A 12,946-nucleotide genomic window follows, 5' to 3' on the forward strand; every position below is an offset into this window, starting at 1 on the left:
GGCCTGATCTGCCCGCCCCGATCATTCTGATATGGCAAGCCGGGAAAGATACTCCTGGCTAGTCATCACCTCGCCATGGTTGCGGGCAAAGGCCTTCAATGCGGCTGCCGCGCCCTGGCGATCATCGGAAGAGACGGCGTCAGAAAGGATCGTCACCGGCCAGCCAAAATGGACGGCATGGCGGGCGGTGTCTTCGACACACATCTCGGTGATAGTGCCGGCCACGACCAGGCTGTCGGCCCCGCTGGCCCGCAGCTGCGCCTCCAGATCGGTTTCGTGAAACCCGCTGAACCAGGCTTTGTCGACGACGATCTCGCCCGGCAGAGGCTTCAGCGCGTCTATCATGTCGGCGCAGTCTATCGCCTCAGGCAGACCCGGATAATGCCGCAGAAACCCGGGGCGGCAGGCGTTGAGCGGTGGCTCCAGCAGGTTCAGCCAGGGCCGTTGTGCGGCGAGGTGCCGGTAGCGGGGCGAAGCGATATAGCGGGTAAAGGCGACCGGGTGTTTCGCGGCCCGAAACCCGGCCAGCAGCTGCGAAAGGACAGGAACGGTTGCAGCTGCGGTCTTCACCTTCATCGGTGCACCGTCCAAAACAAAGTCGTTCTGCATGTCGATGACCAGAAGTGCCGGGGTCGCGAATGCAGGAGACATGAAGATAGGGGTCATGCTGGTGGGGCCCATGTAACCGGTTCTTTTGTTCAACTTCGGGAATAGCAACCAAAACAGTGGCAATCCTTCTAGGGATGAGTGGGAAATTTGACCCCCGCCTCCTGCGAAATCTAGGAAGACGCGAAATGTTATGGTGGGCTTTCATGTTTGAAACAGCGGGCGGGCAACGAACCCGCGCAACGAACCCAGAACGGGGATGGCCAGCCGGTTGGGTGACCGGGCGGGTCCGGGTAAGGAAGGTAACGTGGATAGCAGAATAGAGATCTGGGATCTGTACAAGATCTTCGGCCCGGATGTCCCGAAGGCGCTGGCGATGATCCGCGAGGGCAAGGGCAAGGACCAGATCCTGAGGGAAACCGATCATGTCGTCGGCGTTGACAGGGTTTCGCTGAAGGTCGCAGCCGGGTCTGTCTCGGTGATCATGGGCCTGTCAGGTTCCGGAAAATCGACGCTGGCCCGTTGCATCAACCGGATCCATGACCCCGATGCCGGTGAGATCTGGCTGGATGGTGAGGATATCGTGAAGGCCGGACAGGAACGGCTGCGCGAGATCCGCCGTACCCGCATCTCGATGGTGTTCCAGAATTTCGGCCTTCTGCCCAAGCAAAGCGTGATCAGCAATGTCGCCTTCGGGCTGAAGCTGCGTGGCATGGCCGAGGCGGCGCGTCTGAAAAAGGCGGGCGAGGTGCTGGAGGTGGTCGGGCTTTCGTCCTGGGCGAACCATCTGCCCTCGGCCCTGTCGGGCGGCATGCGGCAGCGCGTCGGTCTGGCGCGGGCACTGGCGACCGATGCCGATGTGCTGATCATGGATGAGGCCTTCAGCGCGCTCGACCCGCTGATCCGGGGCGATATGCAGGATGAATTGCTGCGGCTGCAGGAGACGCTGCACAAAACGATCATCTTCATCACCCATGACTTCCAGGAGGCGCTGCGGATCGGTACCCGGATCGCGATCATGGCAGATGGCCGCGTGATCCGGGAAGGCACGCCGCAAGAGGTCGTGCTTGATCCGGGACATGAATATGTCGCGGCCTTTACCCGCCATGTCGACCGCGCGCGGCTGTTCGATGCAGCCGCGCTGCTGACGGATGAGATGCGCAGCCCGGGCCCCTTCCGGCTGGACGATTCCGGCCGGATCCTGGGTCTCACTTCGGGCGGGGCGGAGTGGGACAGTGTTCCCGCCGATATGAAACTGATCGACATTGCCGCCAGCGTGACCGCCGGTCGCCCGGTCGCAGTGACGGATGCTGATGGGCGTTTCCTCGGGCAACTGACCACCGATGCACTTTTGGGCGGGCTTTCGGGAACACGGATGCCCGGGCAAGTGACGACCATTGGCCAGGACGGGAAGGAAGACCGCCATGTATGATCTGATCCCGCAGGGCTTCATCCCGCTCGACAAATGGATACAGGCGGCCATCGAATGGATCGCCTATAATCTGCGTCCACTGTTCCTGACGATCAAATGGCCGGTCGAGACACTGCTCTTCTGGATCGAGCGCGGGTTGCAGGCTACTCCTCCGGTGGTCTTCGTGGCGCTTGTCACGGCTTTCGCCTGGCGGCTGGCAGGGCGCGGCGTGGGGAGCTTCTGCTTTGTCTCGATGCTGGCGATTCTATTCATCGGAATTTGGCCCGAGACGATGACCACGCTCGCGCTGATTGCCACTGCGATCGTGATCTGTGTGGTGATCGGCATTCCGATCGGCATCTGGTGTGCGCGCAATGACCGGGTCTGGAATGTGGTGCGCGCGCTGCTCGACATCATGCAGACCACGCCATCTTTCGTCTATCTGATCCCGGTCGTGATGCTGTTCGGTGTCGGCACCGTGCCAGGCGCAGTTGCGGTGATCGTGGTCGCGGTGCCGCCGCTGATCCGCTTCACCAATCTCGGCATCCGCATGGTAGACCGCGAGCTGATCGAGGCAGGTGTCGCCTTTGGCGCGACCGACCGACAGATCCTGTGGGAAGTACAACTGCCCCAGGCGATGCCGACGATCCTGGGCGGGCTGAACCAGACCGTGCTGATGGCCATGGTCATGTCGGTGATCGTGGCGATGATCGGCGCCGAGGGGCTGGGGCTTGTGGTGCTGCAGGGCCTTGGGCGGCTGGATATCGGGCGCGCGGCGGTGGGCGGCATCGGAATCGTGCTGATGGCAATCATGCTGGACCGCCTGACCCAGGCACTCGCCAACCGCAAATCCGGGCAGAATTACCGTTCCGGCTTCGGCACCTGGTGGCGACGCGTCTTCACCTCGGACGCGAAAGAAAAACCGGCCTCGTCAGAGAACTGAGGTCCTGGCCGCCCCCGGGTGATGCCGGGCCGGCCAGAAAAAAAATACCAGGACAAGATCCAACAGTCATTTCAGGGAGACTGACAGAATGACCACCCTCCGCAGACTGAAGCCCGCTCATGCGCTCCGTGCAGCGCTTCTGGGCACTGGCATGCTTCTGGCCGCGCCCGTTATGGCTGAAGACCTGCCAGGCGCGGGCAGGACGATACGTTTTGCCCAGGGGGACAGCCTTGGCGCGAATTATGTGCAGAACCAGATCCTGATCGCAGCGATGAAAGAGCTGGGCTATGACGTCCAGGTCGTGAATGTCGGTATCTCGGCCTTCTTCCAGGCGGCCGCTCAGGGCGATATGGATATTGCGGCCGATGTGAACATGCCGCAGCGCCTTTCGGCCTTCGAGAAGGTCGAGGACAAGCTGGATCTCTTGGGAGAAGGCACCATCATCGGCGGCGGCTATAACGGCTATGTCATGGACAAGGCCACCGCCGATGCCCATGGCGTCCGGGATATCTCGGCGCTGAAAGACCCGGATCTGGCAAAGCTTTTCGACACCGATGGCGACGGCATTGCCAATCTGATGAATTGCGATCCGGGTTGGAGCTGCGGCGACGTGGTCGATTTTCAGCTCGAAGCCTTCGGATTGTCGGACACCGTGAAATCGGTGCGCGCCAAATATGAGCCGCTGCTGGCTGAGACCTTCACCCGCTTCCGCTCGGGCGAGCCAGTGCTTTATTACACCTGGAGCCCTTCTTTCGTGACCCAGACCCTGGTGCCGGGCACCGATGTTGTCTGGGTGCCGATTCCCTTCGATGCGCTCCCGGAGAGCGTTGCCAGCAATGACGGCCATGACGTGGCCGGCGTTCTGGGCTGCGCGGCAGATCAGGATCCTTGCAAGATGGCAACCGGTGCCTGGAACTGGCGCATCACCGCCAATAAGGATTTCGTTGCCACCAATCCGGCCATTGCGAAGCTTTCCGAAGAGATTGAATGGCCGATAACCACCTGGTCTGACTGGGAAGTCGCCGTCAAGGCGGACAGCTCGGATCGGGCGTTGAAGAAGGTCGCTGAGGACTGGATCGCGGCCAATCAGGCAACCTTTGACACCTGGATTGCAGACGCAAAGGCCGCGGCCAACTGAGGGAGCGATCAGATCCGGAAAGGCGGCGGGAGGCTCTCCCGCCGCCTTTCCCTTGCAGCCCTTCCCAGCCCCATGACCTGCTCCCTGACGGATCCCCTGATGACTGTTGATCTTTCGAACAAGGGCGCTGTGATCGTACAGCTCGAGGCCCTGTGAGAACCAAGCTCACGCCGGGGCAGGATGCCGACTATACAAGCTATGATCTGGCGATGGCCGAGAGCCTGCCGCAGCCCGCTGTTCTGGTTGCCGACAGAGGCTATGACTCTGATAGGCATCGCCAACTTGTTCTGATGCGATTACATACGGCCTGAGGATACTTTGCTTCTTGCGTGCTGCAACCTGCAGCATGACGGGCACCGGCCACGATGTCGAAGATCTCCTCGTTCCGGCATTCGTCGCGCAGGCTTCATCCTGTAGCGCTACGCTCTCTCGATCAGCGCGCGCCTGGCGAGCTCTCTGCCTTCAGTCCATCGGCTGGGACAAAGAGCCGAGGAAAGAAAGCGCGCGCGATTTCCTGCATCTGCTTTATGTAGCGCCGCATTGTGGATCGCTTCCTGCTGTAAGCGGCTTCCCATAAAGGTCCCGCAATGCGGGATCTGACTGCGCCCGGTCATGTCAGGATGGCATCAGGCTTGCAGGGCCTCGCGCCGCCCGGAAAGGGCTTTGAAGATCAGCAGCGGGATGAAGGTCAGTCCGATCAGAACCGCACCAGGCGCCGAGGCGATTCCGAAATTCCCGTTCATGATCTGGCTGAAAATCTCCACCGCTATGGTGATATTACCCCCCGATTGCAGGATCAGGCTCGCGCCCGGTTTGCGTACCGTATTCGACCAGGTCAGGAATGCGCCCGACAGGATCGCGCCTGGCAAAAGCGGAACCGTTATCATTGCGAAGGTCCGAAGCGGCCCGGCGCCGAGATTAAACGAGGCCTCTTCGGTCTCGGGCGAAAGCTGTTGCAAGGTGCTGACGCCCGAGCGCACCGAGAAAGGCAGGCGACGGATAATATAGGCGAGGATCAGGATAGAGGCGGTGCCGGTCAGCACCAGCGGCCCCTGGTGATAGGTCGCGATAAGGCCGATCCCGAGCACGATCCCCGGCACGCCATAGGAAAACATCACGAGGATATCGACCGCATTCCGCAGCCGCCGCGCCCCCCGGAGGATGACACAGGCCGCAACCGTGCCCAGCAGCGCTCAGGCCAGCGTGGCCACCGTCGTAAACCACGGCGTATTGCGCAACGGGGTCCAGATGATCTCCGTCAGGTAGCGGTAATTATTGGATATTATATGAAAATGACAGGTGCAGCGGTTAATCAGTAAATTTCTATAAATTAACGTCGTTTCTGAATGCCGGATCTTTGCATTCCCCAGCCAGCGGGTCACATGGCAAGATCTGATGTGCGACAGATTTCACTTGCCGTTGGCCGGCCTGAGGCGATCTCGGGTTGCAGGCGCGCGGGTGATCCCTGCGCTTACTTTCAAACCAGGCGTGAAGAGGTATAACCTCAATACAGGTATTACACCCGCACGCGCAGACAGAACACAGGAGCAGGCCATGCCGGATCAGCTGAGGATGACTGTTGCCTGGGGTGGTGATGTCAGCCTCGCCCGCAGGCAACATCTGTTGCTGTCCGCATTCGCGAGTGGCACGGAAGAGGGGGAAACGGCTGTCCATCTGCCGTCATTCAGCGGTGCAGATCTCAGGATGGTCAATCTCGAATGCGTGGTCTCCGATCTTGGAGAACAGGGCACAGATAAGGGCGAATCCGGACCCTATTACTTCCGCGCGCGTCCTGAGATGACCCGCGTCCTTCAAAGGTTAGGGGTCGATCTCGTTGCCACTGCGAATAATCATTCCGGCGACTACGGACCCGAGGCGTTGCTTGATCAGGCCTGTTGGCTTGAACTGGCAAATATAGCCCATGCAGGTTCGGGACGGGATCGCGAGGCCGCGTTTGCGCCGCGCTTTTTCCGCCGCAATGGCCTTGCGGTCGCGGTGTTCTCACTTGATGCCACCCAGGCGGAATTCGCCGCGACCGGTAACCGGCCCGGGCACGCGTTTCTGCCGCTCTCGGACCCTGCGCTCTGGCAAAGGGAAATGCAGCCACGCATTCAGGCCGCGCGGCGCCAGGCGGATGTGGTGATTGTTGCGGTGCATTGGGGGCTGAACCTGAAACCGGTTCCCGGCCCTGGCGAGATAGCCGCCGGCCATGCGCTGATCCGCGCCGGAGCCGACGCCGTTCTTGGTGCCTCGGCGCATATGTTGCAGGGTATCGAGATTTTTGAAGGCCGGCCGATTTTGCATGATGCCGGCAATCTCCTGTGTGATTTTTCCGAAGGGAAAGGTGACAGCGCGGTCTTCCGGCTGGAGCTTGGACCGTCAGGCGTGACCGGCATCGAAGTGATACCGGTCACCGTCGCCCCGGGGCGGGCCTCAGAGGCCGAGGGAGATGCGGCCATCTCGATCGCCGCAGATTTCGCCGAAAAATGCGCGGCCTTTGGGACCGTCACCATTCCGGGTTCGGACGGACGGCTTCAGATCCCGCTTTCTCCGCCCGGGCGCATGCCACAGGATTACCGCCTGACTGCGCTGCGGTCCCGCCTGGCTGCGCCGCCCGTGCCGGAAAGCGCAAGGATCGCGCCGGTCGCCATCGGACCTTTGACCCTTCACGGCGTCAGCTTCGGTCCTGAAAGGCTTACAAGTCGCAACATGCTCTGGGTCGAAACCTGGTGGAGTGCCGAAGAACCGGTCAGCCGCCGTCTGACCATCGCTTTGCATGCTGTTCCCCGCAAAAACGGCAATATGCCGGTATGGGGGCGCGGAATGGCGCATGAGCCGGGCGACTGGCGATTGCCGACGCCGCATTGGCAGCCGGGAGAAATCTATCACGAACGCTTCGGCCTGCGCCCGCCGCCGGGATCCCGGCTGGAAGACAATGTCCTCGACCTGGAAATATCGGTGTTCGACCGTCTCAAAAGGCTGGGGCGGCTGCGCACCGGTCTTACGACCACACTCTCCTTCTCGGGCAAGGCGGCCAGGAACCCGGGCAGCGCCAGGCCCGCAGACCTGCCCGGATGGAGTGCCGAAGAACTCGCCGGGCTGACCGGTGGCACCTGGATCACCCCGCCGCCGCCGGGCTGGTTCTGCCGTTCGGCCGTCGCAGGCCGGACCCATCTGGCGCATGTGCCCGAACCTGTGCTTTTTGCCGCCCACAGCCGTCAGGACCGCAACCGTCATGAAAGCATGACCGCAGTGTCGAAAGACAGCTGGGACAGCCACGCCTCTTTGCACAGATTGCAGGATCGCCTGGCCGGCGCGCTGGTACGGGAACGGCCGCCGGGGCTGCGGCCGGAGTTTCCGCTTTTGCAGGTGGAGGATCCACTGGCGGCGCTGATGCAGATCGGTGGCGCAGCCCGTGACCGGATGCGCGGCAAGGTCGTTTGCGTGACCGGCAGTTCTGGCAAAACCACCACGGTTTCGATGCTGCAGGCCGCGCTCTCTCCTCTGATCAACTGCCGCGCAACATATGATAATTACAACACCAGGGTCGGCATTCTGGTCAATCTAGCCTCGGTCCAGCCGGAAACGGATGCGGTGATCCTGGAAACGGCGCTCAGCGCGATCAATTCCACGGGTCAGGCCCATATCCGCCGGGTTGCGCCCGATATTGCCGTGATTACCAACATCACCACCGCCCATCTGCGCGAGGGAGAGACCACCGGCGATATCGCTCGCAAGAAATCGAATATTTTTCTGGGGATGCAGCCTGGAAAGAGTGCAGTGATCTGGAGCGGCAGCGACCATTTCGATGAGATGGCCGAACGCGCCAGAGAGGCCGCGCTGAAACTGGTCACTTTTGGTGCAGCGGATGGCTCGGATTTCCGGCTCCTGTCTTACGATCCTGCACGGCGGCTGGTCGAGGCGCAGACCCCGCATGGCCAACTGACTTACCGGATCGGCGCCAGCGGCGTTCATATGGCGCTCAACAGCCTTGCCTCCCTGGCAGTGGCGGCAGAGATGTCGCTTGATCTCGTGAAAGTGGCCGAAGGGTTTGAAACATTCCGCCCGCTCGCGGGGCGTGGTGAGACTCACAGCCTGTCGATCGGTGCGATCAGATTCCAGCTGCAGGATGAGGCCTATAATGCCAATCCCCTGTCCATGCGCGCAGCCCTCCAAAGCTTTGCCGCCGCTCATGCATCCGCTGAAAAAACGCTTATTCTCGGCGACATGCTTGAACTCGGCGAACAAAGCCCCCGGCTTCACGCAGAACTTCTGCCGGATATCCTGTCGCTGAAACCGCGCCGGGTCATGCTGGTCGGCGCATATATGACCGCCCTCGGCCCGGCTCTGCACAATGCCAGGATAGCAGCCGAAACCGCCGCAGATGTCAGTGCCGTCTTTGATCGTTTGCCAGGGTACATCTCCCATCAGGGCGCACTTCTGATCAAGGCATCAAACGGTGTCGGCTTGTGGAAACTCGTGGATCACCTGACCAAAGCGGGAGAGGATATGCGCTCTTCCGCGGATAGCGGACAGTGACGAGAGCTGCGATCTGAGGTTTGCTGGTCTCCAACGACGAGGAGATCAGGGATCAGACACCCCGGGGGCCCGGCAATCAGGTCAGTTGCGGTCTACCGAAGGGTCTGTCAGCGCGCGCCCGATCCAGTCCAACAGGCGGCGCTGGACCCAGGGGTTGCTTTTGAACGTGGCGTGATCGTCGTTTGGCGCAATCAGCATGTCATAGCACTTACCCGCTTTGGTCAGTGCTGCTGCAAGTTGCAGGCTGAGCGCGGGCAGCACGTTTTCATCCATATCGCCAAGTCCGATCAGCAACTTTCCCTCTAACGCATGGGCCAGACGGGCATTGCAGGCGCTGTCATAGCTTGTGCTGCCATCGGGGTTGCGGATCAGCGGGCCCTGCCATTTTTCCGGCCAGCAGCGGTTATAGCCGGTCAGATCATGGCTGCCTGCGGTGGAAACGGCCGCGCGGTAGGTGCCGGGATGGGCGAGGATGGCACGCGCTGCAGCATGGCCACCGGCGGAATGACCCATGATCCCGATGCGGGACAGGTCCAGCCAGGGGCGGTTTCCGGCCAGCTGCGGATAGGCGGCGACGTGGTCCGAGAGGAACCCCGGATCACTCAGATTGCCATGGCAGAGATCGTGAAACGCCTTTGATCGCCACGGCGTGCCGCGCCCGTCCATCATCAGAACCGCGATACCGAGCGCAGTAGCGGCATGAACCATCGCGAGCTTTGCGACCTCGTCATGCGGCAGTGCCGAGCGCGGGGTCTGAATGCATTGCGGGCCGGGATAGACGATGTCGAGCAGCGGATAGCGTTGATCCGCTGCCATGTTCACCGGGCGCCAGAGCATCCCGAACAGCCGCGTCTCGCCATCGGCGGCCAGCAATTCGACCCGTTCCGGTGTGACCAGATCAAGATCGGAACTGCCGCTTTCCAGGACCGTCACAACCGTGTGGTCCGCGATGCGCAAAAGCCGGGTCTCGCCCAGATCGCCGGCGGTCGCGCTGGTCACGACGATATGCGCCAGATCGGGTGAGAGGGGGCGGGGAACAGGACCCGCACCTGCCTCGATCAGCTCGGCCCAGCCCAGTTCGCGCAGGAAGGGCGCATGGTCTGCCGCTTCCGGCGACAGCACCCGTATCGTGTCATGATCGAGGCCTGAGATACAGATACGCCGCGCATAGGGATCGGGGCTGTTCTCACCGCTGCCGGCGAGGAAAATCACCTCGCGGCTGTTCGGGTTCACCGCGAGGACCTCGACCACCGGCCAGTCACCTGCCGTGATCTGCCGGATCACCGCCCCGGTGCTGAGGCGGCAGAGGTAGAGATGCGCATATCCGTCGCGTTGCGAAAACCAGATCAGTTCATCCGTGGCGTCCAACAGGCAGATATTCGGCATGCCGCCATAGGCCATATGGATGTCGGCAAACCGCGCGGATGTTTCCGAGATCACCCGGCGGGCCGCACCGGTTTCTGCGTCGGTTTCGATCAGGGTGATCTCGCGCTCATGGCGGTCATGCTCCAGCCAGAAGATGCGGGTGCAGTCGCGGCTCCACCAGGCTTCGCGTTTCTCAAGGCCGGAGGTCTCGGTCACATCTGCCGGGCCGCATGGGACAATGCGCCCGCTGTCGACCTCAATCACCGCCTGATGCGCGATGGGCAGGGCTTCATCACCTGCAAAAGCATTGCGCAATTCATGCAGGATCGGGCCCGGGCCACCATCTTCGGTGACGTTCTGCACCAGAGCGATCCGGCGCACGGCACGCTCATCCAGCTGATAGGTGAAAATCCTGCGCGAATCCGGTGACCAGAGCGCGACGGGCGGCAGTCGGATCCCCCTGCGCTGCAGATGTACCGTCTCAAGGCTCTGATCCGGCGATTTTGCCCATTCGAAATGCGGCGCTGCGGTATCGGTCAGCCGCCGTGCCTTGCCACCCGCTGCCGGGCGCAGCCAGAGATCGCCCGCCTCGCGGTAAAGCACCCATTGGCCATCCGGGGACAGGCTTTCGTCATCGGCATTGGGGCGGGGCGCGAGCGGGGTCAGCTGACCTTGTGCGAAACGCCAGCGATCCCGTCCCGAGGCGAGGGTGACCGCACCATCCGCGATCTCAAGGATCATCAGCGCCGCGAAAGCGGCGTCGTCCTGCAATGCATCGCGCAAAGCTGCATGGTCGAAAGCGGGCCTGCGCGCGCCGGTAACTGTCACCAGCACATATTCCGGCAGCCCCGTCGTCTCACGCCGATACCAGAAGCGATCCGCGTCCAGCCAGTAAGGTGCCACTGTCAGGTTGCGGCAGGCGGCGCGAAAGGCGGCGGGCAGGCGGGATTCGGCCTCGGGGGGCAGACGCAGATCAGCAGATTCAGGCATTTACGGAGGCTTCCATCGGGAAATGACAGGTATAGCTGACAGGACCATCCTCTTGCAGCGACGGCGGTGTGCTGCGGCACAGGTCCTGCACAAAGGGGCAACGGCTGTGGAATTCGCAACCCTTCGGGCGCCGTACAAGGCCGGGCACCTCGCCCTTCAGGTAAAGCCGCGTCTTGCGGGCCTCGGGGTCGATGATCGGATTGGCCGAAAGCAGCGCCGCCGTATAGGGGTGGTGCGGATGCGCGAAAACCGGCGCGGTGTCCCCGGTTTCGACAAAGCGGCCGAGATACATGATCGCCATCCGGTCGGCGATATGGCGAACGATGTTGAGGTTATGGGTGATGATCAGCAAAGAGAGCCCCAGCCTTGTGCGCAGATCATTGAGCAGATTCAGCACTTCGCTTTGCACCGAGACGTCAAGGCCTGCGGTGGGCTCATCCGCGATCACAAGGCGCGGTTTCAGGGCCAGGGCACGTGCCACGCCAACGCGCCGCGCCTGGCCGCCGGAAAGCTCATGCGGGCGGCGTTCGGCGATGGTGGCGGGCAGGCCGACAAGACGCAAAAGCCGCTCCACCTCGCCTTCGGGGTATTGGATTCCATGGATGGCAAAGGGTTCGCGCAACAGCGCCCGCACCGTCAGGCGCGGGCTGAGCGAGCTGACCGCGTCCTGAAAGATGAAAGCGATCTCGCGGCGGATCTGCCGCCCGGAGGTGTTGAGGGGGGCGCCGTCAAAACGGATTTCGCCCGAGACGAGGCCGCCCAGCCCGGCAATCGCGCGGGCCAGTGTGGTCTTGCCAGAACCGCTTTCGCCGACAAGCGCCATGGTTTCGCCCCGGGCGAGGTCAAAGCTGACCCCGGCGACGATCTGCAACTGGCCTGCGCCGCGCAATTTGGTCATCAGCCCGCCGACCGGGTAAGAAACATCGAGATTGCGCACGGAAAGAAGCGGGGTCATGCGGAAATCTCCAGCCTTGGGGCCAGCGGGTAATGGCAGCGCACCAGATCGGACTGGCCGGCCTTATGATCGGCGGGATGGCCGGTCGTGCAGGTCTCATCCGCGCGCGGGCAGCGCGAAGCAAAGATGCAGCCCGGCAGCGGCGCGGTCAGATCCGGCAGATTGCCGCCGATAGAGGGCAGATGCCGCATCGGCTTGGCGATCTGCGCCGGGTCGCAGGCAAAGAGCAGCTGCGTATAGGGATGGCGCGGGTCCTGGAAGACGGCCCCGGTCGCGCCGCTTTCGACAATCTCGCCCGCATACATGATGTCGATACGATCACAGAGTTCGGCCACCACCCCCAGATGGTGGGTAATGAAAAGCACCGCGCAGCCGATTTCGGACTGCAGCTCGCGCAAGAGGTCAATCGTGGCGATTTCCAGCGTGGCGTCCAATGCCGTGGTCGGCTCATCCGCGACCAGAAGCGCAGGCTTTGCCATCAGCGCCATGGCAATCGCCACACGCTGACGCATTCCGCCCGAAAACTCATGCGGATAGCGGTCAATCCGGCTTTCGGGGTCCGGGATACGCACGCGGGCCAGCATCTCGATGGCGCGGGCGCGTTTTTCACGGCGGCTGAGTTTGCTGCGGTGCTGGATGTCGATCATCTGCCGCCCGATGGTCAGAACCGGGTTCAGTGCGGTCATCGGGTCCTGGAAGACGACGGAAATCCGGTCGCCCAAAAGTCCCCGCATCTGTCTGGCGGAAAGGCCGGTCAGATCCTGTCCCTCGAACCGGATTGAACCTGACCTGATCTGCGCAGCCCCCGGCAAGAGGCCCAGAATGGCCTGCATCAGTGTCGATTTTCCTGAACCGCTTTCGCCCACCAGCCCGACGATCTCGCCTTTGCCGATGGACAGGTTCACATCGCGCAGCGCCTTCAGCTCGCCTGCGGGGATGTCGTAAGAAAGGGTCAGACCGCTGACCGTCAGAACCGGATCGCTGGCATCTTGGGACATG

The 12,946-nt window shown here is 62.2% G+C and carries 9 protein-coding genes and 1 pseudogene; 5 read left to right on the forward strand and 5 right to left on the reverse strand.

Features of this window, described 5'->3' with window-relative positions; genetic code table 11:
- Positions 1 to 21 precede the first annotated feature (21 nt).
- Entirely contained in the window at positions 22 to 651 is a 630-nt protein-coding gene (locus BLW25_RS22005; protein WP_171909711.1) for a cysteine hydrolase family protein, read from the reverse strand.
- Positions 652 to 913: 262 nt separating this feature from the next.
- Here BLW25_RS22005 and BLW25_RS22010 point away from each other — a divergent pair, with 262 nt between their 5' ends.
- The 4 genes and pseudogenes from BLW25_RS22010 to BLW25_RS24125 all read left to right on the forward strand — a co-directional run.
- Complete coding sequence (locus BLW25_RS22010; RefSeq protein WP_216279482.1) at positions 914 to 2,038, forward strand: quaternary amine ABC transporter ATP-binding protein; 1,125 nt, start codon at positions 914 to 916, stop codon at positions 2,036 to 2,038.
- Positions 2,031 to 2,960: an ABC transporter permease gene (locus tag BLW25_RS22015; RefSeq protein WP_092904188.1), complete on the forward strand. Its 930-nt coding sequence runs from the start codon at positions 2,031 to 2,033 to the stop codon at positions 2,958 to 2,960. The genes BLW25_RS22010 and BLW25_RS22015 overlap by 8 nt, the downstream gene beginning before the upstream one ends.
- An 88-nt stretch (positions 2,961 to 3,048) precedes the next feature.
- Positions 3,049 to 4,098, forward strand: a complete 1,050-nt coding sequence (gene proX / locus BLW25_RS22020) for a glycine betaine/L-proline ABC transporter substrate-binding protein ProX (RefSeq protein WP_216279483.1) — start codon at positions 3,049 to 3,051, stop codon at positions 4,096 to 4,098.
- Between the two features lie 149 nt (positions 4,099 to 4,247).
- Positions 4,248 to 4,379 (forward strand): annotated as a pseudogene (locus BLW25_RS24125) (IS5/IS1182 family transposase); the annotation flags it as partial.
- Between the two features lie 345 nt (positions 4,380 to 4,724).
- On the opposite strand, the gene BLW25_RS22025 reads toward BLW25_RS24125, so the two are convergent.
- Positions 4,725 to 5,288, reverse strand: a complete 564-nt coding sequence (locus BLW25_RS22025; RefSeq protein ID WP_092904190.1) for an ABC transporter permease — start codon at positions 5,286 to 5,288, stop codon at positions 4,725 to 4,727.
- A gap of 364 nt (positions 5,289 to 5,652) precedes the next feature.
- Between BLW25_RS22025 and BLW25_RS22030 the strand changes: the two genes are divergently transcribed.
- Positions 5,653 to 8,637: a CapA family protein gene (locus BLW25_RS22030; protein ID WP_171909713.1), complete on the forward strand. Its 2,985-nt coding sequence runs from the start codon at positions 5,653 to 5,655 to the stop codon at positions 8,635 to 8,637.
- Positions 8,638 to 8,718: 81 nt separating this feature from the next.
- On the opposite strand, the gene BLW25_RS22035 is transcribed toward BLW25_RS22030, so the two are convergent.
- The 3 genes from BLW25_RS22035 to BLW25_RS22045 are packed head-to-tail and all read right to left on the reverse strand — an operon-like array spanning position 8,719 to position 12,945.
- Entirely contained in the window at positions 8,719 to 10,992 is a 2,274-nt protein-coding gene (locus tag BLW25_RS22035; RefSeq protein ID WP_092904194.1) for a S9 family peptidase, read from the reverse strand.
- Positions 10,985 to 11,947: an oligopeptide/dipeptide ABC transporter ATP-binding protein gene (locus tag BLW25_RS22040; protein WP_092904196.1), complete on the reverse strand. Its 963-nt coding sequence runs from the start codon at positions 11,945 to 11,947 to the stop codon at positions 10,985 to 10,987. The genes BLW25_RS22035 and BLW25_RS22040 overlap by 8 nt, the downstream gene beginning before the upstream one ends.
- Entirely contained in the window at positions 11,944 to 12,945 is a 1,002-nt protein-coding gene (locus BLW25_RS22045) for an ABC transporter ATP-binding protein (RefSeq protein ID WP_092904198.1), read from the reverse strand. Before BLW25_RS22045 ends, BLW25_RS22040 begins: the two co-directional genes overlap by 4 nt.
- Position 12,946 lies beyond the last annotated feature (1 nt).

The sequence above is a fragment of the Rhodobacter sp. 24-YEA-8 genome (assembly GCF_900105075.1).
Taxonomy (GTDB): Bacteria; Pseudomonadota; Alphaproteobacteria; order Rhodobacterales; family Rhodobacteraceae; genus Pseudogemmobacter.

Excerpts from the sequence above, each read along its gene's own strand:
- BLW25_RS22005 (WP_171909711.1), bottom strand. The coding sequence starts at position 651 with ATGTCTCCTGCATTCGCGACCCCGGCACTTCTGGTCATCGACATGCAG.
- BLW25_RS22015 (WP_092904188.1), top strand. The coding sequence starts at position 2,031 with ATGTATGATCTGATCCCGCAGGGCTTCATCCCGCTCGACAAATGGATA.
- proX (WP_216279483.1), top strand. The coding sequence starts at position 3,049 with ATGACCACCCTCCGCAGACTGAAGCCCGCTCATGCGCTCCGTGCAGCG.
- BLW25_RS22030 (WP_171909713.1), top strand. The coding sequence starts at position 5,653 with ATGCCGGATCAGCTGAGGATGACTGTTGCCTGGGGTGGTGATGTCAGC.
- BLW25_RS22035 (WP_092904194.1), bottom strand. The coding sequence starts at position 10,992 with ATGCCTGAATCTGCTGATCTGCGTCTGCCCCCCGAGGCCGAATCCCGC.
- BLW25_RS22040 (WP_092904196.1), bottom strand. The coding sequence starts at position 11,947 with ATGACCCCGCTTCTTTCCGTGCGCAATCTCGATGTTTCTTACCCGGTC.
- BLW25_RS22045 (WP_092904198.1), bottom strand. The coding sequence starts at position 12,945 with ATGTCCCAAGATGCCAGCGATCCGGTTCTGACGGTCAGCGGTCTGACC.